20 protein-coding genes, 1 rRNA gene and 1 pseudogene are annotated in these 21910 nt (G+C 58.3%); 12 read left to right on the top strand and 10 right to left on the bottom strand.

Going from position 1 to position 21910, the window contains the following annotated elements; all coding sequences use genetic code 11:
* Positions 1-47: 47 nt before the first annotated feature.
* The 6 genes and pseudogenes from AC1DHT_RS26545 to AC1DHT_RS26520 all read right to left on the bottom strand — a co-directional run.
* A pseudogene (locus AC1DHT_RS26545) lies at positions 48-152 on the bottom strand (GNAT family N-acetyltransferase); the annotation flags it as partial.
* Positions 153-396: 244 nt separating this feature from the next.
* Entirely contained in the window at positions 397-642 is a 246-nt protein-coding gene (locus tag AC1DHT_RS26540) for a hypothetical protein (protein ID WP_427543781.1), read from the bottom strand.
* Between the two features lie 78 nt (positions 643-720).
* A complete protein-coding gene (locus AC1DHT_RS26535) occupies positions 721-1269 on the bottom strand; it encodes a cupin domain-containing protein (protein WP_427543784.1) in 549 nt (182 codons plus the stop codon).
* Positions 1270-2260: 991 nt separating this feature from the next.
* Entirely contained in the window at positions 2261-3541 is a 1281-nt protein-coding gene (locus AC1DHT_RS26530) for an NAD(P)/FAD-dependent oxidoreductase (RefSeq protein ID WP_427543787.1), read from the bottom strand.
* 55 nt (positions 3542-3596) lie between these two features.
* Positions 3597-5087, bottom strand: a complete 1491-nt coding sequence (locus AC1DHT_RS26525; RefSeq protein ID WP_427543790.1) for an aldehyde dehydrogenase — start codon at positions 5085-5087, stop codon at positions 3597-3599.
* Between the two features lie 226 nt (positions 5088-5313).
* A complete protein-coding gene (locus AC1DHT_RS26520) occupies positions 5314-6690 on the bottom strand; it encodes a glutamine synthetase family protein (RefSeq protein ID WP_427543793.1) in 1377 nt (458 codons plus the stop codon).
* A 281-nt stretch (positions 6691-6971) separates the two neighbouring features.
* Here AC1DHT_RS26520 and AC1DHT_RS26515 point away from each other — a divergent pair, with 281 nt between their 5' ends.
* The 4 genes from AC1DHT_RS26515 to AC1DHT_RS26500 all read left to right on the top strand — a co-directional run bounded on the left by AC1DHT_RS26515 (position 6972) and on the right by AC1DHT_RS26500 (position 11048).
* Complete coding sequence (locus tag AC1DHT_RS26515) at positions 6972-7733, top strand: gamma-glutamyl-gamma-aminobutyrate hydrolase family protein (RefSeq protein WP_427543796.1); 762 nt, start codon at positions 6972-6974, stop codon at positions 7731-7733.
* Positions 7734-8098: 365 nt separating this feature from the next.
* Entirely contained in the window at positions 8099-9241 is a 1143-nt protein-coding gene (locus tag AC1DHT_RS26510; protein WP_054598125.1) for an ABC transporter ATP-binding protein, read from the top strand.
* A gap of 29 nt (positions 9242-9270) precedes the next feature.
* Positions 9271-10152 (top strand): ABC transporter permease subunit, encoded by an 882-nt coding sequence (locus AC1DHT_RS26505; RefSeq protein ID WP_427543829.1) that lies wholly within the window; start codon positions 9271-9273, stop codon positions 10150-10152.
* Positions 10149-11048, top strand: a complete 900-nt coding sequence (locus AC1DHT_RS26500; protein WP_427543799.1) for an ABC transporter permease subunit — start codon at positions 10149-10151, stop codon at positions 11046-11048. The genes AC1DHT_RS26505 and AC1DHT_RS26500 overlap by 4 nt, the downstream gene beginning before the upstream one ends.
* A gap of 189 nt (positions 11049-11237) precedes the next feature.
* On the opposite strand, the gene AC1DHT_RS26495 is transcribed toward AC1DHT_RS26500, so the two are convergent.
* A complete protein-coding gene (locus tag AC1DHT_RS26495) occupies positions 11238-11453 on the bottom strand; it encodes a TOBE domain-containing protein (protein WP_054598130.1) in 216 nt (71 codons plus the stop codon).
* A 205-nt stretch (positions 11454-11658) separates the two neighbouring features.
* On the opposite strand from AC1DHT_RS26495, the gene AC1DHT_RS26490 reads away from it, so the two are divergent.
* Positions 11659-12480 carry an aldo/keto reductase gene (locus AC1DHT_RS26490; protein ID WP_427543802.1) on the top strand — a complete coding sequence of 274 codons (822 nt, stop codon included), beginning with the start codon at positions 11659-11661 and terminating at the stop codon, positions 12478-12480.
* Between the two features lie 3 nt (positions 12481-12483).
* On the opposite strand, the gene AC1DHT_RS26485 is transcribed toward AC1DHT_RS26490, so the two are convergent.
* Positions 12484-14847: a DNA polymerase II gene (locus tag AC1DHT_RS26485; protein WP_427543805.1), complete on the bottom strand. Its 2364-nt coding sequence runs from the start codon at positions 14845-14847 to the stop codon at positions 12484-12486.
* Between the two features lie 604 nt (positions 14848-15451).
* Here AC1DHT_RS26485 and AC1DHT_RS26480 point away from each other — a divergent pair.
* The 6 genes from AC1DHT_RS26480 to AC1DHT_RS26455 all read left to right on the top strand — a co-directional run bounded on the left by AC1DHT_RS26480 (position 15452) and on the right by AC1DHT_RS26455 (position 20086).
* Positions 15452-15781, top strand: coding sequence for a hypothetical protein (locus AC1DHT_RS26480; protein WP_427534299.1), 330 nt, complete (start codon positions 15452-15454; stop codon positions 15779-15781).
* A 212-nt stretch (positions 15782-15993) separates the two neighbouring features.
* Positions 15994-16434, top strand: a complete 441-nt coding sequence (locus AC1DHT_RS26475; RefSeq protein ID WP_054598134.1) for a CBS domain-containing protein — start codon at positions 15994-15996, stop codon at positions 16432-16434.
* A gap of 203 nt (positions 16435-16637) precedes the next feature.
* Positions 16638-17234, top strand: a complete 597-nt coding sequence (locus tag AC1DHT_RS26470) for a paraquat-inducible protein A (RefSeq protein WP_427543808.1) — start codon at positions 16638-16640, stop codon at positions 17232-17234.
* Positions 17231-17875, top strand: coding sequence for a paraquat-inducible protein A (locus AC1DHT_RS26465; RefSeq protein WP_427543811.1), 645 nt, complete (start codon positions 17231-17233; stop codon positions 17873-17875). Before AC1DHT_RS26470 ends, AC1DHT_RS26465 begins: the two co-directional genes overlap by 4 nt.
* On the top strand, positions 17856-19511 hold the full coding sequence (locus AC1DHT_RS26460; RefSeq protein ID WP_427543814.1) for a PqiB family protein: 1656 nt from the start codon (positions 17856-17858) through the stop codon (positions 19509-19511). Before AC1DHT_RS26465 ends, AC1DHT_RS26460 begins: the two co-directional genes overlap by 20 nt.
* A gap of 14 nt (positions 19512-19525) precedes the next feature.
* Positions 19526-20086 carry a PqiC family protein gene (locus AC1DHT_RS26455; RefSeq protein ID WP_427543832.1) on the top strand — a complete coding sequence of 187 codons (561 nt, stop codon included), beginning with the start codon at positions 19526-19528 and terminating at the stop codon, positions 20084-20086.
* A gap of 19 nt (positions 20087-20105) precedes the next feature.
* Here the strand turns inward: AC1DHT_RS26455 and AC1DHT_RS26450 are convergent, their stop codons facing one another.
* Positions 20106-21155, bottom strand: coding sequence for a hypothetical protein (locus AC1DHT_RS26450; RefSeq protein ID WP_427543817.1), 1050 nt, complete (start codon positions 21153-21155; stop codon positions 20106-20108).
* A 216-nt stretch (positions 21156-21371) separates the two neighbouring features.
* On the opposite strand from AC1DHT_RS26450, the gene AC1DHT_RS26445 reads away from it, so the two are divergent.
* Positions 21372-21746: a DUF2784 domain-containing protein gene (locus AC1DHT_RS26445; RefSeq protein WP_427543820.1), complete on the top strand. Its 375-nt coding sequence runs from the start codon at positions 21372-21374 to the stop codon at positions 21744-21746.
* Between the two features lie 75 nt (positions 21747-21821).
* On the opposite strand, the gene rrf is transcribed toward AC1DHT_RS26445, so the two are convergent.
* Positions 21822-21910 (bottom strand): 5S ribosomal RNA (gene rrf / locus AC1DHT_RS26440); the annotation flags it as partial.

Raw genomic sequence — 21910 nt, 5'->3', positions numbered from 1 at the left:
TAAAATAAAAAGGTGACGGATCTATTTACTTAAATAGATCCGTCACCTTTTTCGTTCGTATAGGCGCCGATGCACTGGTGCCGTATCGCTTGAAGGCGAATGTCGAAGGCTGTTTGGGAATCGCTTGGCGTGGCGCGTCTGATCTCGAACATTTCATTCTCCGTTAGCCATCGGTGGACGGAGAACTAAAAAGCCCCGTCCATTTCTGGCGGGGCCTTGGGTTATTACGTCAAATCCTACGAACGCATGACCTCACGGCCCGCCAGAGGCGGTCATGGAGGAGCACATCATGTTTATGCGGCGTGTGTAGGTCATGGGGTGATAGTGTTTTGGATGATCCGGATTGTCAATTGGAGCGAAATGATGACGGGCTTAAACGCATAGCGATGGACTGATCTAAGAACCAAATATCTTGGATCGTGCGGACAGCCATCCAACCCAACAGTCTTCTGCCACTATGTCTGCGTACCCACGCTTTTCTTCCATTTCAATTGCGGAGCTTACCGGGACTGCAATACATGCTGCTTGATCTCTGATCGTAAGTACTTCCGATTCAGTCAACGGAGAGCCTTTTGTTTTTTCGGCATTAGTGAGAAGAGCTACTAATGCTGGAACAAAGACAAGGCAAAGCCGATCGTTCATTTTTTGAATCCAGCGTCAGGTAAAGGTGCAGGTTTTCGCACACTCGGGACCGAAGCAGCCCTCAAGCCGCCTTTCCCATCAGAAGTTCGCCGGGGTGTTGGCACTGATGATTTCAGCCTCATCCGCCCCAATATTCCGAAACCGATGCGGCAGCGTCGTCGGGAAGTAATACCCGTCGCCAGCGTTGAGCACACTGACCTGCCCATCAACCGTCAGCTCAACCGTGCCACGCGTAACGAGCCCACACTCCTCCCCTTCCACATGCACAATCGGCTCTTCGCCAGAACTGGCACCCGGTGCGTATTGCTCGCGCAACAGACGCATCTGCCGACTCGGCACCGAAGCGCCGATCAGCAAAAGACGCAGGCCATCACGGCCCAGGTCGGGCTGCTCGTTGGCGCGGAAGACGTATTTGTGCTCTTGGGGCGGCTGATCGAAGGTGAAGAAGTCCGCCAAAGACATGGGAATGCTTTCGAGGAGCTTTTTCAGGGAACTGACAGAAGGACTGACTCGATTCTGTTCGATCAGGGAGATGGTGGCATTGGTGACGCCGCTACGCCGGGCCAGCTCGCGCTGGGACAGTTTGTAGCTTTCGCGTACTAATTTGAGTCGAGAACCCGTATCCATGACAGCCTTATGTGAGAACGACTTAGGCTCTGTACGAAAACTGCCTGCGCGACGATCATGCTGCGTTAAAAACAGGCTCGCAATGCTCATGTAGGTCCCTACATTCCGCTTGCTCGCCTGTTTTTGCCTTGCCTGATCGCCGCTCGGCGAGTTTACGTACAGACCCTCGGGTAATGGGGGTGGATGGCGGGCGACTTTTGGCCGCGAAGAACACCGCTTCCCTGTCCCTGAACCGTGAAAGTCGGGTATTAAATCACGTTTGCTGGTGTTGCTCAGCAGGTTCGATAAATGGTTGGGTAAAAAGGCTGTTGAGCCTGATCTCACTCAGTTTAGATGGGCAAATTGTGGGAGCGAGCCTGCTCGCGATGGCGGTGTGTCAGGCGGCATCAATGTTGACTGTGCCGGCCTCTTCGCGAGCAGGCTCGCTCCCACAGGTTGGTCCCGGTCGTCCACGGATTTTGTGTCCGCCATCAATCTCCTGTAGGAGCAGAGCTTGCTCGCGATGGCGGTGTGTCAGGCGATATCAATGTTGAATGGGCCGGCCTCATCGCGAGCAGGCTCGCTCCCACAGGTTGGTCCCGATCGCCCACAGATTTTGTGTCCGCCATCGATCTCCTGTGGGAGCCGAGCYTGCTCGCGATGGCGGTGTGTCAGGTAGCATCAATGTTGACTGTGCCGGCCTCTTCGCGAGCAGGCTCGCTCCCACAGGTTGGTCCCGATCGTCCACGGGTTTTGCGTCCGCCATCAATCTCTTGTGGGAGCCGAGCTTGCTCGCGATGGCGGTGTGTCAGGTAGCATCAATGTTGACTGTGCCGGCCTCTTCGCGAGCARGCTCGCTCCCACAGGTTGGTCCCGGTCGYCCACAGATTTTGTGTCCGCCATCAATCTCCTGTGGGAGCGAGCCTGCTCGCGATGGCGGTGTGTCAGGCGATCAATGTTGATTGTGCCGACCTCATCGCGAGCAGGCTCGCTCCCACAGGGATTGTGGCGTTTAGATGCCGAAACGGTCACGCAGTGCGTAGTACGCGGCGCCCATGGCGGTGAGCGGGGCCTGGAAGGTGCGACCGCCGAACATCGGCATGTGCGGCAGGGAGGCGAACGCGTCGAAGCGTTCGGCGTCGCCGCGGATCATTTCCGAGATCAGTTTGCCAGCCAGGTGCGAGCAGGTGACGCCGTGGCCGCTGTAGCCTTGCATGTAGTAGGCGTTTTTCTCGATACGGCCGAATTGCGGCATGCGCGACATGGTCAGCAGGAAGTTGCCGGTCCAGCGGTAGTCGATCTTCACGTCCTTCAATTGCGGGAAGGTCTTGAGGATTTTCGGACGGATCAGTTGTTCGATGTCGTCCGGTTCGCGGGCGCCGTAGACCACGCCGCCGCCGTACAGCAGACGGTTGTCGGCGGTCAGGCGGTAGTAGTCGAGCAGGTAGTTGCAGTCTTCGACGCAGTAGTTGTTGCTGATCAGGCTCTTGGCGACTTTGGCCGACAAGGGCTCGGTGACGACGATTTGCGAACCGCAGGGCATGCTCTTGCGGGTGACGCGGTTGTCGAGGTCCTGAGGCAAGTAGGCGTTGCCGGCGATCAGCAGGTATTTGGCCCGCACCACGCCTTTGGCAGTGCGCACGGTGATCGGCTCGCCGTAGGTGATTTCCACGGCCGCCGATTGCTCGTAGATCTTGCCGCCCAGGCCGATGATGGCCGAGGCTTCACCGAGTGCCAGGTTCAATGGGTGGATGTGGCCGCCCTGCATGTCCAGCAGGCCGCCGACGTAGTTGTCGCAACCCACTTCGTGCTTGATCTCGGCCGCGTCGAGCATTCTCAGGTTCTTGTTGCCGTAGCGCTCCCAGCTGCGTTTCTGCTCGGCCAGGCCTTTGAGCTGCTTCTTGTTCAGCGCCGCGAAAATGCCACCGGGCTTGTAGTCGCACTTGATGTCGTACTGCTTGATGCGCGAACGGATGATGTCCGCGCCCTCAAAGATCATGCTGCCCAGCACTTCGGCAGTCTTGTCGCCGTAACGCTCTTCGATGACATCGACGTCGCGGCTGTAGGAGTTGACCAGTTGACCGCCGTTGCGACCGCTGGCGCCGTAGCCGACCTTGGCGGCTTCGAGCACGGTGACGCTGTAGCCCGCTTCACTGAGGAACAGGGCCGAGGACAAACCGGTGTAGCCCGCGCCGATGACGCAGACATCGCACTCGACCAGTTCTTCGAGCACCGGAAAATCGATGGTCTCGTTGCGGGTTGCGGCGTAGTAGCTGTTTACATGTTTTTGCATGATTGAGTTCCCGAACGGTCGCGGGCACTTGCCTGCGACCGCCGCTGTAGAAGTGTTAGAGCTTGATCCAGGTCGCTTTGAGTTCGGTGTATTTATCGAACGCATGCAGCGATTTGTCCCGACCGTTACCCGACTGCTTGAACCCGCCGAACGGCGCGGTCATGTCGCCGCCGTCGTACTGGTTGACCCAGACGCTGCCGGCGCGCAAGCCGCGAGCGAAGGTGTGGGCCTTGCTCAGGTTGCTGGTCCAGACCCCGGCGGCCAGACCGAAGATGCTGTCGTTGGCAATCGCCAATGCTTCTTCGGCGGTGTCGAAGGTGATCAGCGACAGCACCGGGCCGAAGATCTCTTCCCGGGCGATGGTCATGGCGTTGGTCACGCCGTCGAAAATTGCCGGTTCCACGTACAGGCCACCGGTGTCTTCAAGGGCGCGATTACCGCCCGCAATCAGTTGGGCGCCCTGCTCTTTGCCGATGCTGATGTAGCGCAGCACGTTGTCCAGTTGGCGCTGATCGACCACTGCGCCGACGGTGGTTTCCGGATCGAGGGCATGCCCCGGTTTCCAGGCTTGCAGCGCTTCCACCAGCAGCGGGATGAACTGCTCGCGAATCGAACGTTCCACCAGCAAACGCGAACCGGCGGTGCAGACTTCACCCTGGTTGAAGGCGATCGCACTGGCCGCAGCTGTAGCTGCCGCGCGCAGATCCGGCGCGTCGGCAAACACCACGTTCGGGCTTTTGCCACCGGCTTCCAGCCAGACGCGTTTCATGTTGCTTTGCCCGGCGTAGATCAGCAGTTGCTTGGCAATCGCCGTCGAGCCGGTGAAGGCCAGAACGTCGACGTCCATGTGCAGCGCCAGCGCCTTGCCGACGGTGTGACCGAAGCCCGGCAGGACGTTGAACACGCCTTTCGGGATGCCCGCGTCGAGCGCCAGTTGGGCGATGCGAATCGCCGTCAGCGGTGACTTTTCCGAAGGCTTGAGGATGAACGAGTTACCCGCCGCCAGGGCCGGTGCGAACTTCCAGCTGGCCATGATCAACGGGAAGTTCCACGGTACGATGGCCGCGACCACGCCTGACGGTTCACGGGTGACCAGACCCAACTGGTCGTGCGGCGTCGCCGCAACTTCGTCGTAGATCTTGTCGATCGCCTCGGCGCTCCAGCGGATCGCGTTGGCGGTCGCAGGAATGTCGATGCTCATGGCGTCGCTGATCGGCTTGCCCATGTCGAGGGTTTCCAGCAGCGCCAGTTCTTCCTGGTTCGCCAGAATCAGATCGGCGAAACGAATCAGGATGCGCTTGCGCTCAGCCGGGGCCAGTTTGGCCCAGACGCCGGACTCGAACGCCCGGCGCGCAGCCTGCACCGCCACATTCGCGTCGGCTTCGTCGGTGCTGGCGACGTTCGCCAGGAAGCGGCCGTCCACCGGGCTCACGCATTCAAAGGTGTCGCGGCTAAGTGCCGAGCAGTAGTGGCCGTCAATGAATGCCCGACCTTCGATTGTCAAGGACTGGAAGCGTTGCTCCCAGTCGCTGCGAGTAATTGCCATTGAAGTGACTCAACGCAGAGGGATAAGTAGTTGTCGGACCAAGGCCAACCCATTAAGGACCAGAAAACCACAACCCCTTGTGGGAGCGAGCCTGCTCGCGATAGCGGTGTGCCAGATGACATCAATATTGATTGATCCGCCGCTATCGCGAGCAGGCTCGCTCCCACAGGGAATGGTGGTGGACACATGTTGTGTGTGCACCGCCAATTCCACAGGGGTTTAGCCGTCAGACAGTGTGCAGATACCAGTTGTACTCAAGGTCCGAGATGGAGTTCTCGAACTCGGCCAGCTCGCTTTCCTTGCACGCCACGAACACGTCGATGTACAGCGGGTCGATGTACCTGGCCATGACTTCGCTGTCGTCCAGCTCGCGCAGTGCATCGCGCAGGTTGTTCGGCAGGCTCTGTTCGTTCTGCTCGTAGCTGTTGCCTTCCACCGGTGGGCCCGGCTCGATTTCGTTGGTCAGGCCGTGGTGAATACCGGCCAGCACCGAGGCCATCAGCAGGTACGGGTTGGCATCGGCGCCAGCCACGCGGTGTTCGATTCGCACGGCGTCTGCGGAACCGGTGGGCACACGGACCGCAACGGTACGGTTGTCGATGCCCCAGCTCGGCGAGTTCGGCACGTAGAACTGTGCGCCGAAACGACGGTACGAGTTGACGTTCGGGCAGAGAAAGGCCATCTGCGCCGGCAGGGTCTCGAGCACACCGCCGATCGCGTGACGCAGTGCGGCGTTCTGCTCGGGATCCTCGCTGGCAAAGATGTTGTTGCCTTCTTTGTCGAGAATCGAAATGTGCACGTGCAGACCGTTGCCCGCCTGGCCCGGATACGGCTTGGCCATGAAGGTGGTGTCCATTTCATGGTCGTAAGCGATGTTCTTCACCAGACGCTTGAGCAGCACCGCATAGTCGCAGGCCTTGATCGGGTCGGAGACGTGATGCAGGTTCACTTCGAACTGCGCCGGCGCACTTTCCTTGACGATGGCGTCAGCCGGGATGCCCTGCTCTTTCGCGCCTTCAAGGATGTCTTGCAGACAATCGACGTATTCGTCGAGGTCGTCGATCAGGTACACCTGGGTCGACATCGGACGCTTGCCGGAAACCGGTGAGCGTGGCGACTGCGGACGACCGTTCACGTTGTCCTGGTCGATCAGGTAGAACTCGAGTTCGAACGCGGCGCAGATGGTCAGGCCCATTGCATCGAACTTGCGCACCACATTGGCCAGCACTTCACGCGGGTCGGCAAAGAACGGCTCGCCTTCGAGTTCGTGCATGGTCATCAACAGTTGCGCGGTGGGGCGCTTCTGCCAAGGCTCGATGCTCAGGGTGCCGGGAATCGGGTAGCAGATTCGGTCGGAGTCACCGATGTCCAGGCCCAGGCCGGTGCTTTCCACCGTGGAACCATTGATGTCCAGAGCGAACAGTGACGCCGGCAGGTTAATGCCTTTTTCGTAAACCTTATGAAGACTGGTGCGCTCGATGCGCTTGCCGCGCACCACACCGTTCATATCCGCAATCAGAAGGTCGACGTACAAAACCTCAGGATATTTCTTAAGGAATGCGTTTGCTTCGTTGAGTTGAACGGCACGCAGAGGGACCGACATGATGCACCTATTAGCTGTTAATTATTATGTTCACCGCACTTTCACGAGCCCAGTCAAACCGAAAGGCAAAGTGAAGTCAATAGCGAACGAAGCGCCTTTCACGTTGAATTTATTGGCCGCCTCAGCCACCAACCACCCTATTTACTGCCTGAAACCCGCGCCACCCCGGATTCCCGACCGTTTTTGCGTTTAGAATTTTTTACATGAGAGTTGTTAATTAAAATCAACGAGGCTAAGCTCCGGAAAAGCTCGTTCAAGTGTGAAACTTCGAGGTGATAAAAATGGCACTCAAGCCATTGATCGGCGTTACTGCGTGCGTCAAACAGATTGGCCTGCACCCCTACCACGTCAGCGGCGACAAGTACTTGCGTGCTGTCAGCGTCGCGGCTCTGGGGCTGCCGGTGATCATTCCTTCCTTAGGCGAACTGACCGAGATTGATGAGCTGCTCGCGCATCTCGACGGCTTGTTGCTGACCGGTTCGCCGTCGAATGTGGAGCCCTTCCACTATCAAGGCCCCGCCAGCGCACCCGGCACGGATCACGATCCTGCCCGGGACAGCACCACCCTTCCCTTATTGCGTGCAGCGATTGCCGCCGGTGTCCCGGTGCTCGGTATCTGTCGCGGCTTTCAGGAAATGAACGTGGCGTTCGGCGGCAGCCTGCATCAGAAGGTCCACGAACTGCCCGGCATGCTCGATCACCGGGAAGCGGATCATCCGGACCTGGCGGTGCAGTACGCACCGGCTCACGCGGTCAATGTGCAACCGGGCGGTGTGTTCCAAGCGCTGGAATTGCCGCCGGTGTTCCAGGTCAATTCGATTCACAGCCAAGGCATCGACCGACTGGCCCCCGGCCTGCGCGCCGAAGCCATCGCTCCCGATGGCCTGATCGAAGCGATTTCCGTTGAGCACAGCAAGGCCTTCGCCCTCGGCGTGCAATGGCACCCGGAATGGCAGGTCCTGGACAACCCGGTGTACCTGCGCATCTTCCAGGCGTTTGGCGACGCGTGCCGGCAACGGGCGGCGCTGCGTAATCCGCGCTGACTGAACACTCGATTAATCCATTTACTGCCCACGTGAGTCGGGCGGGCGCGCCCTTGCGCATCCGTGACTCACGAAAACGACACACCGCAATAACAACAAGTACGACCAGGCAGCCAGGACGGCGGCGCCGAATTGGCCCAGGCCGGACGATACCCAGCAAGCGCGATCCCCTGTGGGAGCGAGCCTGCTCGCGAATGCAATGCGTCATGCGACATCAATGTTGACTGATCTACCGCTTTCGCGAGCAGGCTCGCTCCCACAAGGGATCACCGCTGAACTGACTGGCATCGCCCGGTGCGGGTTCGCAATCAACTATTAAGTCAGGCCGTATTGGCCCGACGACTGACACCTGTTGGGAGTTTCACATGGCAAACGCCTCCAGCATTTACAGGAAGGCTCTGGAAGGTAATCAGCAACCGAAAAAGGTTCTGGTGAGAGTCGACCGCGTAACCAAGAAATTTGACGAAACCATTGCCGTAGACGATGTGTCCCTGGACATCCACCAAGGCGAAATCTTCGCCATGCTGGGCGGTTCGGGTTCCGGCAAATCGACACTCCTGCGCATGCTGGCAGGCTTTGAGCGACCGACCGAAGGGCGGATCTACCTCGATGGCGTGGACATCACCGATATGCCGCCGTACGAGCGGCCGATCAACATGATGTTCCAGTCCTACGCACTGTTTCCACACATGACCGTGGCGCAGAACATTGCCTTCGGCCTGAAGCAGGACCGTCTGCCCGCCAGTGAAATCGAAGCCCGCGTCGAAGAAATGCTCAAGCTGGTGCACATGACCCAGTACGCCAAGCGCAAGCCGCATCAGCTCTCTGGCGGTCAGCGTCAGCGTGTTGCGTTGGCTCGTTCGCTGGCCAAGCGTCCGAAACTGCTGCTACTCGATGAGCCGATGGGTGCATTGGATAAAAAGCTGCGCTCGCAGATGCAACTCGAGTTGGTGGAAATCATCGAGCGCGTCGGCGTGACCTGCGTCATGGTGACCCACGACCAGGAAGAGGCCATGACCATGGCCCAACGCATCGCGATCATGCACCTGGGCTGGATCGCCCAGATCGGTAGCCCGGTCGACATTTATGAAGCGCCGGTCAGCCGCATGGTCTGCGAATTCATCGGCAACGTGAACGCCTTCGACGGCACCGTTGTAGAAGATCTGGAAGGTCACGCGATCATTCACAGCCCGGACCTGGAACAGAAGATCTACGTCGGTCACGGCGTGAGTACGTCGGTGCAGGACAAGTCGATCACCTACGCCATCCGCCCGGAAAAAATGCTGGTCAGCACCCTCAAACCCGATACCCGTTACAACTGGTCTCAGGGCAAGGTGCATGACATCGCCTACCTCGGCGGGCACTCGGTGTTTTACGTGGAGCTGCCTGGCGGCAAGATCGTGCAGTCGTTCATGGCCAACGCCGAACGCCGTGGCACACGCCCGACCTGGGACGATCAGGTCTACGTCTGGTGGGAAGACGACAGCGGCGTGGTACTGCGCGCATGAACACTCTCACTCAGCAGTTTCAGCGGTCTTTGCCGAGCGGCCGTAAAGTCGTGATCGGTATTCCATTCCTGTGGCTGTGCCTGTTCTTCATGCTGCCGTTTTTCCTGGTGATGAAGATCAGTTTTTCCGAAGCAGCCCTGGCCATTCCACCCTACTCCGAGATCTACAGCTTCGCCGAACAGAAATTCCATCTGCTGTTGAACCTCGGCAACTACGCCATGCTGGGCGACGATGAGCTGTACATCTCGGCTTATCTGGGCTCGTTGAAAATGGCCGCCCTCAGCACGGCGATGTGCCTGGTGATCGGTTTCCCGATGGCCTACGCGATTTCCAAGGCCAGCAAGGAAGCGCAGAACGTCCTGCTGCTGCTGATCATGATGCCGACCTGGACCGCCATCCTGATCCGCGTGTATGCGTGGATGGGCATCCTCAGCAACAACGGTTTGCTCAATGCCTTCTTGCTCTGGACCGGACTGATTTCAGAGCCGATCGAAATCCTCAACACCAACACCGCGGTCTACATCGGCGTGGTGTATGCATACCTGCCGTTCATGGTGCTGCCGCTGTACGCCAACCTCGTCAAGCATGACGGCAGTCTGCTGGAGGCCGCATCGGACCTGGGTTCAAGCAACTTCAACAACTTCTGGAAAATCACCGTACCGCTGGCCAGGAACGGCATCATCGCAGGCTGCATGCTGGTGTTCATTCCAGTGGTCGGTGAGTTCGTGATTCCGGAACTGCTCGGCGGCCCGGAAACCCTGATGATCGGTCGCGTGCTGTGGCAGGAGTTCTTCAACAACCGTGACTGGCCAGTGGCGTCTGCATTGGCGGTGGTGATGCTGGCGATCCTGATTGTGCCGATCATCCTGTTCAACCGCAGCCAGGCCAAAGAGATGGAGGGACGGGCATGAACCGTTTCGGATTTTCACGAATGATGCTGGTGCTCGGCCTGCTGTTCATCTACATGCCGATGCTGATCCTGGTGATCTACTCGTTCAACGCCTCGAAACTGGTGACAGTCTGGGGCGGCTGGTCGGTGAAGTGGTACGTCGGCCTGCTGGACAACACTCAACTGATGGGCTCGGTGGTGCGCTCGCTGGAAATCGCCTGCTACACCGCGATTGCCGCCGTAGCACTGGGGACACTCGCCGCTTTCGTGCTGACCCGCGTCACCCGCTTCAAGGGCCGCACGCTGTTCGGCGGCCTGGTCACCGCGCCGCTGGTGATGCCGGAAGTGATCACCGGTCTGTCGCTGTTGCTGCTGTTCGTGGCGATGGCACAGATGATCGGCTGGCCGCAGGAACGCGGCATCGTCACCATCTGGATCGCCCACACCACGTTCTGCGCCGCCTATGTGGCGGTGGTGGTCTCGGCGCGCTTGCGTGAGCTGGACCTGTCCATCGAAGAGGCCGCGATGGACCTCGGTGCCCGGCCATTGAAGGTGTTCTTCCTGATCACCATTCCGATGATCGCACCCTCGCTGGCCGCCGGCGGCATGATGTCGTTCGCCCTGTCGCTGGATGACCTGGTGTTGGCGAGTTTCGTCTCCGGGCCGGGCTCCACGACCTTGCCGATGGAAGTGTTCTCGGCCGTACGCCTGGGCGTGAAGCCCGAGATCAATGCGGTGGCCAGCCTGATTCTGCTCGCGGTGTCGATCGTGACCTTCATGGTCTGGTACTTCAGCCGCAAGGCCGAAGCCACTCGCAAGCGCGCGATCCAGGAAGCCATGGATCAGACCGCCAGCGAATCCTGGACGCAACCGGCTTCACAACGACCTGCTACCCAACAGATCGGTGCGACGGCTTAACGCCGTCGCGTTTCATCGCGACAGCACTGAATAGATAACGGCACGCCTTTGGGCGTGCCACGCAATTCCGTTCACGCAGCGCCTTACCACCGCCGCAGTTACACGAACGGCCTCACCTGGCTCCTCGGTTAAGGTGATTTTGGGCGCCCTCGGGCGCCCTTTTTGCTTTTGGCAGTTATCCCACTATCGTCAGAGCTTGGCGATCGAGACCTCAGTGGATTTGACGAACGCGATGACCTCGCTGCCCACCACCAACTCGAGATCGCGAATCGAACGCGTGGTAATCACCGAAGTGACAATCCCGGAAGCGGTTTGTACATCGACTTCAGAGACCACCGGCCCTTCCAGGATTTCCTTGACGATGCCTTTGAACTGATTGCGGACGTTGATCGCTTTGATGGTCATGACTAGGCTTCCTGTCGAAATGGCTACATGAGCACGGCTGTGCACAGCCTTAAAATGCACCCGATTGAAAACAGAACAAAGGAATAAATAACTAGATATTTATTCCTTTTAAATATATGCAATGGATGGCGTCGAGTGTGCGATAGAACCTCTTGGCTTCGCTGCGGCCCAATTTCTATTCATCAAGTCTCGTCTGGAGGTTGTGATGCGAACGCTTGAACTGGCTGGGGTGCCCGTCCCTGTCATTGGTCAGGGCACCTGGCGCATGGGTGAAGATCCGCAACAACGAACCCGTGAAATCGCTGCATTGCGCACCGGCATCGAGCTGGGAATGACCCTGATCGACACCGCAGAAATGTATGCCGAGGGCGGCGCGGAGGAAGTGGTTGGCAAAGCCATTACCGGTGTTCGCGATCAGGTGTTTCTGGTCAGCAAGGTCTACCCGCACAACGCCAGCCAACGCGGTATTCCTCTGGCCTGCGAACGCAGCTTGCGCCGTTTGGGAACCGACTACATCGATCTGTATTTGCTGCACTGGCGCGGCCAGTTTCCGCTCGCAGAGACCGTCGATGCTTTCGAACGCCTGCGCGACGACGGCAAGATTGGCCGTTGGGGCGTGTCGAATTTCGACGTAGCGGACTTGCACGAATTGGGCTCGGACGCCTGCGCCACCAATCAGGTGCTCTACAACCTCGAGGAGCGCGGCATCGAATTCGACCTGCTGCCCTGGTGCCAGCAACAGCGCATGCCGTTGATGGCTTATTGTCCGATTGCCCAGGCTGGGGGCCTTCTGGTCGAGCCGGTGCTGAAGCAGATCGCCGCACGCCATAACGTCACTGCGGCCCAGGTGTCACTGGCCTGGATTCTGCGTCAGGACGGCGTGATTGCCATTCCCAAAGCGGTACATCCAGAACACGTGCGGTTGAACGCTGCCGCCGGCGAATTGAAGCTCGATGCTGAAGATCTTCAGGCACTGGATCGAGCGTTTGGCGCCCCCACCCGCAAGCATCGGCTGGCGATGGTCTGAGGCTTAGAACAAACCCAATTGCCCGCCAATCAGCGTGCTGAAGTCGTCATCGACAAACGGCAGGATCGCGTCCGCCACCGGCTGCAGTTGGCGGCTGACGTAATGGTCGTAGTCAATCGGCGCGCTGCGGGTTTCCAGCGGTTCGGGACCCGCCACCGTGATCACGTAGCTGATCCAGCCGCCACGTTGATACTGCAGTGGCCGGCCCAGTCGATCGTTGTATTCGTCGGCAAGGCGTGCGGCGCGCACATGGGGCGGTACGTTGCGTTGATAGTCGTCCAATGGCCGGCGCAGGCGCTTGCGATAGATCAGCAGGTCATCGTGCTCACCGGCCAACGTCGCCCGGACAAACTCGCGAACGTAATCCTGATAAGGCCGACGGTGAAAGATTCGCAGGTAGAGCTCCTGCTGAAATTGCCGGGCCAGCGGCGACCAGTCGGTGCGCACGGTTTCCAGGCCTTTGTAGACCATTTCGTCAGTGCCGTCGGCACGTGTCACCAGCCCGGCATAGCGTTTCTTGCTGCCCTCTTCCGCGCCGCGAATGGTCGGCATCAGAAACCGTCGAAAGTGCGTTTCGAATTGCAGTTCGAGCACGCTGTGCAACCCGAACTCTTTCAGCAAGTGATCGCGCCACCACTGGTTGACGTATTCGACCAGAGACCGGCCGATCTGCGCCGCTTCTTCCTGACCATGAGCACGCCGCAGCCAGACGAAGGTCGAGTCGGTGTCGCCATAAATCACCGCGTGCCCTTGCGCCTCGATCAGTTGGCGAGTCCTGAGCATGATCTCGTGCCCGCGCAAGGTGATCGATGACGCCAGGCGCGTATCGAAAAACCGGCAGCCACTGGAGCCGAGTACGCCATAGAACGCGTTCATGATGATTTTCAGGGCCTGGGAAAGCGGCGCATTGTGCTCGCGCTTGGCAACTTCCCGGCCTTCCGATACACGGGCGACAATCGCTGGCAGGCAATGCCGCGTCCGCGAGAAACGCGCACCTCGGAATCCCGGCACCGACTCGCTGTCGTCGGGGTGGCGCAAGCCCTCCACCAGTCCCACCGGGTCGATCAAAAAGGTCCGGATGATCGACGGGTACAGGCTCTTGTAATCGAGCACCAGCACCGACTCATACAACCCCGGCTGCGAGTCCATGACAAACCCGCCGGGACTGGCCTGCGGAGGACGCTCGCCGAGGTTCGGCGCGACAAAGCCCTGACGGTGCATCAACGGCATGTAGAGGTGAGTGAAGGCCGCCACCGATCCGCCGCTGCGATCAGCCGGTAAACCGGTGACGCTGGCGCGCTCCAGCAAGAAGGTCAGCAGTTCGGTCTTGTGGAAGATCCGCGTGACCAACTCGCAGTCCTTGAGGTTGTAGCGCGCCAGTGCGGGCTTGTCCTCGGCGAACATACGGTTGATTTCGTCCATGCGCTGGTACGGATTGTCGATCGATTTGCCTTCACCCAGCAGTGTCTGCGCAACGTTTTCCAGGCTGAATGAAGGGAAACTCCAGGTCGCCGAGCGCAGTGACTCGATGCCATCGATGATCAGCCGGCCAGCGGCGGCGGCAAAGAAGTGATTGTTGCCCGAACCGTGTTCACGCCACTGCACCTCCTCGCCACCGCGCCCCAGGCGCAACGGCACGGCCAGCCGCCGGGCATGCTCGTGCAGCACGCGCAGGTCGAATTGCACCAGGTTCCAGCCGATGATTGCGTCGGGATCGTGGAGCGCAAACCACTCGTTGAGTTTTTTCAGCAACAAGGTTCGGGAGTCGCAGTACTCAAGCGCAAAATCCACCAACGAGTCATCACCATTTGGCGCCCCGAGCATGTAGACCTGGCGCTGACCACAGCCTTCCAGTGCAATCGAATACAGCTCGCCCTGCTCGGTGGTTTCGATATCCAGCGAAACCAGTTTCAAGTGCGGGCGATAGTCCGGCGCAGGTTTGAGATGAGCGTCGAGCAGTGCGCCGGAGTCGTCCGCCGTTCCCGTGAACGACACTGGCGCGGTGATGAAGCGCTCCATCAGGTAGCGTTCCGGCGGACGGATATCCGCCTCAAACACATCGACACCGGCCCTGCGCAACAACGTGTCGAGGTGCATCAACTGGCGGTGCTGCTGGCAATACAGCCCGAACACCGGCCGATGCTGAAAATCCTGCAACCCCAGCGGGCGAAGTTCGACACCCTGCTCGCCACGCAACAGCAACTCGGCCTGCTCGCGCTGCTGCTCGGGAATGAACGCCACCGACGGCTGAACCGGCAGCCGGACAAGCCTTGGGCCTTGATCGGTCGCTAACCAGAACTCGACTTGCGTGCCGGCCGGGGTATCGCGCCAATGCCGGGTCAAGACAAAGCCCTGCTGTAAATCCACCACTACAACCTCGAAGACTATTTCACAGGGTGATTCTACGCGTCATCGATGCTCACGGCTGCCTTTGCGTTTGCCGCGCAAGTGATTGTAGGACAAGGCTCTAGGCCGACCCTACGGGCGCCATAGCGTTTTATGTAGTGATTTAAAATATTCACTACAAAACCGTTGACGAGTTGTTTTTCCCCTTGCATGATGCGGACGTCTCCCCGATCGGGAGCATTGGCAAAAGTGTTGTGAAAAAGCTCGACTGACCGCCGAGCTGCTCCCGGATGTGTACTGCCCACAAGGCAGATTGATGAAGCTGACCCAGCATGAGTGTCCAGTACAAGGACGGGAAACGCTGGCGATCAATCCTCAAGATGCTTGTGGCCGAGCTGAATAATGTCGGTAGCAACGTCCAGGTAATCGCTGTTTCTCCCCCGCTGTGCCGCACGTGCGTAGCAGTTTCTCGGCAAGACTACATGCATCCTGCTCAAGGCCCTGCCGATATTCGGCAGACACCCACTGTCGCCCTGGTTTCGGTACCAGATATCAACTTACCGATGCAGAGAAGTGAATCAGCGAACCAACTAGACAGATCAAACACTGGTCAAGGGGCTTACAAATGAATCTGAACAATCAACCGACTATTGATGAACTGGCTCGGATGTTCGCAGCACACAAAGACAGCCATGACAGCCATATCCTGTGGATTGCCGAGTCTGGCCAGGTGCATATCGACTGCCTGTCGCCCCACGCTCATGAAGATGAGTTCGAAAAAAACAAGCATGACTTGCGTGCCCGATTGAAGATGTACCGTCGCGGCCAGGGTTATGTTGGCAAGAAAGCTGCCGCCGACAAAGACTTTGTCGGGCGTGTTCTCGAGACGCTGAATCAGGCGTGGAAGAGTGCACAGGGCCAGTCCGGTGTATGCGTGATCGATCGCTACTGCTAAGCGAGCGTGCCACGACGCTGATAGCCCGCCCGGGCTATCAGCGACTGCCAACAGCGAAACCGCACTGCTGATAGCGCAAACGCCCTTCGATGACGTTTTAGAACCCCTGAGTGCCGCTTTGCCCTCTTGTTCTGTTGGCCTGCGTCTATGATTCTGTATAAGCGTCAACGCGCTTGGCGACGCCTGATAAATACAACACCGGAGAGGCCCTCATGAAGACCGTCGCGCAACTGCTCAAGTTAAAGGCCGAACAGAACCAGCAGGTTCATACCATCAACTCGCATCAGATGGTGCTCGAAGCCCTGATGGTCATGGCCGCAAAAAACGTCGGTGCATTGCCGGTACTCAAAGACGGTCGAATCGTTGGCGTGATCAGTGAACGCGACTATGCGCGCAAACTGGTGCTCAAAGGTCGCTCTTCGGTCGGTACGCCCGTCAGCGACATCATGAACTCGCCAGTGATCACGGTGGACTCCCATCAATCCGTGCAAACCTGCATGAATATCATGACCGACAAGCACCTGCGTCATTTGCCGGTGGTGGAAAACGGTCAACTGCTGGGTTTGCTGTCCATCGGCGACCTCGTCAAGGAAGCCATTGCCGAGCAGGCCGAGCTGATCCAGCAACTGGAGCAGTACATCCGCGGCGAATAACGTCTCTCGCCCATCAACCCGAACCACTGACTGCGCGCTCTTGATCCTCAAGAACTCGCAGTTGTTGGTGACGAAAGCCACAAGCTACCAGCGCTTGCCCTCCCGTATTGTCTCAAGCCTCGCACTTTGGATTTGCTCTATCGCGAGGGACTTCTATATTCATTTAACGGCCTGTAGCTTCCGACTTCCCCTGAGCGCGAACCATGACCAGGACTGATCATTTGATCATCTGTGAACATTGCGATTGCGTGTATGAAAAAGTGGCGCTCGCCAAACATCAAACCGCCTTGTGCACGCGCTGTGGCGGGGTACTCCAGCGCTACAACGGATTGTCAGTGGAGCAACGCCTGGCCTTGAGCCTGACGGCCGCCGTGCTGTGGATTTTCGCCAACTTCTATCCGGTGATGAGCATCAGCCTCAAAGGCCTGCAAAATAGCGCCACCTTATGGGACTCGGTGCTGGCGCTCAGCCAGGGGCCGATCACCTTCATGGCCATGGTGGCGGCCATCGCCATGATCATCGCGCCGATCATTCAACTGCTGTTGCTGGTCTGGGTGCTGAGTTTCGCCCTCGCGACCAAGCGCTCACCGGCCTTCAAGCTGTGCATGCGCTGGCTGGAAACGCTAAGGCCCTGGAGCATGCTTGAGGTTTGTCTGCTGGGGGCGCTGGTCTCGGTGTTCAAACTTGCAGGTCTGCTTGATGTGCTACCAGGCATCGGCCTGTTTGCCCTCTCGGTGCTTAGCTTGCTGCTGATCCGGATTGCCGGCCGCGATGTTCGCGACCTGTGGGACACCCTATGAACACAGCACCTGAAGCCCGCGATCTCAACCTTTGCCTGTGCCACAGCTGCGGCAATGCCTGTGACATGACCGACCACCCACACGAGTGCGAGCGCTGTGGCGCCCCCTTGCATGCCCGCAAAGCCAACTCATTGACCCGAACCTGGGCCTACCTGCTGGCCTCAATGGTGTTTTACATCCCGGCCAATCTGTTGCCGGTCATGAACACCAGCATGTTGGGCAGTGACTCTGAAAGCACCATCATCGGCGGCGTGCTGGAGTTCTGGGAGCATGGTGCCTGGGACATTGCGCTGATCATTTTCATCGCCAGTATTGCGGTGCCAGGCATCAAGTTCGTGGCCCTCTCGCTGCTGCTGATCACGGTACAACGCGGCAGCCTCTGGGCCCGCAAAGAGCGTTCAAAACTCTACCGTTTCGTCGAGTTGATCGGCTACTGGTCGATGCTCGATGTGATTGTCGTCGCACTGGTAGCGGCGCTGGTGAAGTTCCAGGCGCTGGGCGATATCGAACCCCGCTTGGGGATTCTGTTCTTTGGTCTGGTGGTGGTGTTCACCATGCTCTCGGCAATGAGTTTTGACCCGCGCCTGATTTGGGAAAACCGAAAATCCGAGGAGATCATGGATGGAGTCGCAAGCCACTGAGGAACAGCCGGTCCCCGGCCATGCCAGTATCAAGACTCGTCGCTGGAGTTTTTCGCTGGTATGGATCGTGCCGATCGTCGCGGTGCTGGTCGGGGCGTCCCTGGTGGTGCACAACATACTGCAACAAGGGCCAACCATCATTATCAACTTCAAGACTGGCGAAGGTCTCATCGCCAACAAGACCGAGGTCAAGTACCGAAACGTGGTGATCGGCCATGTCTCCGACGTTGAATTGAGCGACGATCAGAAGAGCGTCAACGCCACGGTAAAACTCGTCAAACAGGCGGAATCCTTCACCCGCAAAGACTCGAAGTTCTGGGTCGTGCGGCCACGCATTGGTGCCGGCGGCGTGTCTGGATTTGACACGTTGCTCTCGGGCGCCTTTGTCGGTGCCGACGCCGGTCGCGCCGATGCCCGCGCCAAAACCTTCATCGGACTTGAAGCCCCACTGCCCCTCACCTTTGGTGAACCGGGCAAACATTTCATGTTGCACACCCAGGATCTCGGCTCACTGGAGATTGGCTCCCCTGTTTATTTCCGCAAGATCCCGGTGGGGCAAGTGGTCGCCTATACCCTGGATTCGGAAGGCAAGGGGGTGGATATCCAGGTCTTCGTCAAGGCGCCGAACGATGTCCACGTCACCGAAAACACTCGTTTCTGGAATGTCAGCGGTATCGCCATCGATGTGGGCGCCAATGGCTTTGCGTTCAAAACCGAGTCACTGTCAGCCTTGCTGGTGGGCGGAATTACCTTTCGTGCTCCAGACTACAGTCCCAACGACCAACCGGCGGCCGAAAACAGGAGCTTCGAGCTGTTCGACAATCAACAGACCGCCCTTGCCCCACCCAACGGCAAGGCACAATTCCTGTCGCTGCGTTTCAATCAGGCGTTGCGCGGCTTGAAGGTGGATGCCCCCGTGGAATTCCAGGGACTGGATATCGGCAAGGTGGTCGCGATCAATCTGGACTACGATGAGAAGGCCCACAGTTTCCCCATCAACGTGGGCATCGTGATCTATCCGCAACGTCTGGGCCAAGCCCATATCAAGATGCTGAAGGCCCTGAACTACAACCCCGACGACGAACAGGCGGTTAATCGACTCATGGGCAGCTTTGTCGAAAACGGTCTGCGCGCCCAAGCCCGCAGCGGAAATCTGTTGACCGGGCAACTGTACATTGCACTGGATTTCTTCCCTAAAGCCGAAAAAGTTGCCTTCGACCCCAACGCCCGGCCAATGCGGATACCCACTGTTCCTGCGAGCCTCGAGCAGTTGCAAGAGCAGCTTCAGGCAGTGATCGAAAAGATCAACAAGCTACCGATCGAGCGCATCGCCAACAACCTTGATGACAATCTGACAGAACTGCGAAAAAGCCTCAAACAAGTCAATAGCACGACACTGCCTGGTGTACAGAACACCTTGCAGGAGATGAGCAAAACCCTGCAATCGGCCAACTCGACCCTCGCCGAAGGCTCGCCGCAACGTGAGCAATTGAGTGAAACCCTGGACGAACTCGGGCGCGCATCACGCTCGCTGCGTGAATTGTCAGACTACCTGACCCGTCATCCTGAATCCCTGGTGCGCGGACGCCCCAAAGGTGCCCCGACACAAGACCTGCAGCCGTCTTCGAGCAATTGACCCAKGAGCAGCCCGTGTCTTTATCGCTGAAGTGTTCATTGCTCAGTCTGGTGGTGTTGCTCGCTGCATGTCGCAGCGATCCAATTCATTACCATACCCTGACCCCGACCCAGCTGACCGTTGGCGCGCGGGGTGGCGCAGATATCCAGATTGAGCGGGTCACTGTGCCGCCTCAGGTTGACCGCCCGCAAATCGTCATTCGTCAGGGCAACAGTGGCCTGGCAATTCTGGAAACCGAATGGTGGGGGGCCAGCCTGTCCGATGAGTTGAAAAGCGCCTTGGTCAATCAACTGTCTGGCACAACGTCTCAGCGCGATGTATCGCTGCGGGTCGATGTGCAGCGTTTTGATTCTGTCCCCGGTCAATACGCACTCGTCGATGTGAAATGGCGCCTGAGAACTGCTGGAGCCGATGCAAACAGGGCACCGCTGACCTGCCGCACAACGTTGCAAACACCGGCGGGGTCGACCGTCAATGATTTGGTGGCGGCTCATCAAAACAATGTAAAACGACTGGCCAGCCTGATCAGTAAAATGGCCAGCGCCCCCCTCAATGGATGTCCGCCTATTGATTAGCAGGAGGCGGGCTACTTTCCTACTGAAGAGCCTGACCGCCTTGCAGAGGAGACTCTAGCGGTGCAGGTTCGGGCACGACCGGCAGGTTTTTGGCGAGACTGCCTTCTATCTGTCCTGAAATATAGTAGACCCCCGCCATTACCCCATTGGCTTCATTCTCTATCAACCCAAGCCACGCTTTGTCGAACGCGTCGCCCAGGCTTTTGCGTAGCTGTGCTTCTGTCTCCGGCCGATCATGCTCGTTCGAGGCAGCACCAACACTCGCCGATACCACAGAAATTACTGCCCCCGCTACTCGGCCAACTGCCGCGGCAACAGCACCGGCGGCACTGCGGGTGGCAATCTCGGCTTCGAGTTTTTCGCCGGCTCGCTTGGCCACTGACGATATACCGGCGTCCGATAACCCGGCTCCCGCACCGCTGTTAGCGCTGCGGACTCGTTCGATCAAGGCCTGATAGGCTGGCAGATTGGTAACCGGTTCGGCGTGAGCAATTTGATAGAGCGAAGCGTTGCGTGCGGGCGGAGGTGCCAGCGCGATTGCCGGAATGTCGTTGAGTCGACGGTCGAATTGATCTTGAGGTGCACTGTAGTGCTGCTGGATCTCTACGAGATGCGCGTCGAGGGTCTGTAAATACAGGGCAATTGCATCGACCATAATTGCGTTGGGATCGGTGATCTTGGCGACGGGGTCCAGCACGCGCTCATGGTATTGCTCCTGTAGATAGACCGTTAGCCGGTTGACCACAGGGTCGACCTCTCCCCCACTGCTCATCTTGTACCAGCCCACCTTCGCAGACAGCCATTGCTGGGTCCAATAGCTGGTAAACCACGGGATGAAGTCCGTTTCAGTACGCTGGTAGACCAGCGCTCTCCAGCGCTCCATGGCGCTACGCGTGTAACGTTTGACTACCCCTTTGGAGGCCAATGAAGCGGTGTCTATGTCTTGATCAATCTGTTGCCAGGTTGCTTGCGAGATCACCACGGGCGCAGCCGGCTCGGAGGCGCGATGGACTGTGGCACATCCCGCCAACACCGCGAACAAGACAACGTGCAGGAAACGCAGATTCAAGATCGCAGTCCCCTAGAAATGACACGGCAGCGCTAATCTTTACGCTGTCCGAACGAAACGAGCAGCATTTCCAACCATGGTATTTTGAGTATAGGTGGCGAGAGACAGGACAAAAAATCACCGTGTGATATGTGGTTTTGGTGAAGGCGAGCAGCCTTACTTCAACAAAACCGCATATTCGGCGGCTATGGAAAACAATCAGAGGACGGAGTCGTCATGCTTTACCGAATAGCCGCCGACGGGCTGGTACTGTTTCATCTATTGTTCATTGTGTTCGCACTTTTCGGCGGCCTGTTGACGCTCAAATGGCGGCACTTGATCTGGTGGCACCTTCCGGCAGCCGTATGGGGCGTGGTCGTCGAAATCTTCCAGTTGAGCTGTCCCCTGACCCGCTGGGAAAACCTCTGGCGCCAATCTGCCGGACAGGACGGTTACGGTGACAGTTTCATCGAGCACTATGTGTGGCCGTTGATATACCCGGCCGGACTGACACCGGCGATACAGCTAGGGCTGGGCAGCCTGGTGCTTCTCATCAACGTGATTGTCTATGTGCATCTGGCCAGGCAGTGGAAGCTGGCGCGGGCAACCTAGTCAGGTTGTCCGGGCACTTTCTCGCAGGCAAAACAAAACCCCAACTGCTTTCGCAATTGGGGTTTCGGAATTTAATCTTGACGATGACCTACTCTCACATGGGGAAACCCCACACTACCATCGGCGATGCATCGTTTCACTGCTGAGTTCGGGATGGGATCAGG

The sequence above is a fragment of the Pseudomonas sp. 05N432 genome (assembly GCF_056396945.1).
Note: the sequence above shows the minus strand (reverse complement) of the source record. Positions and strands in the feature narration are given on the sequence as shown.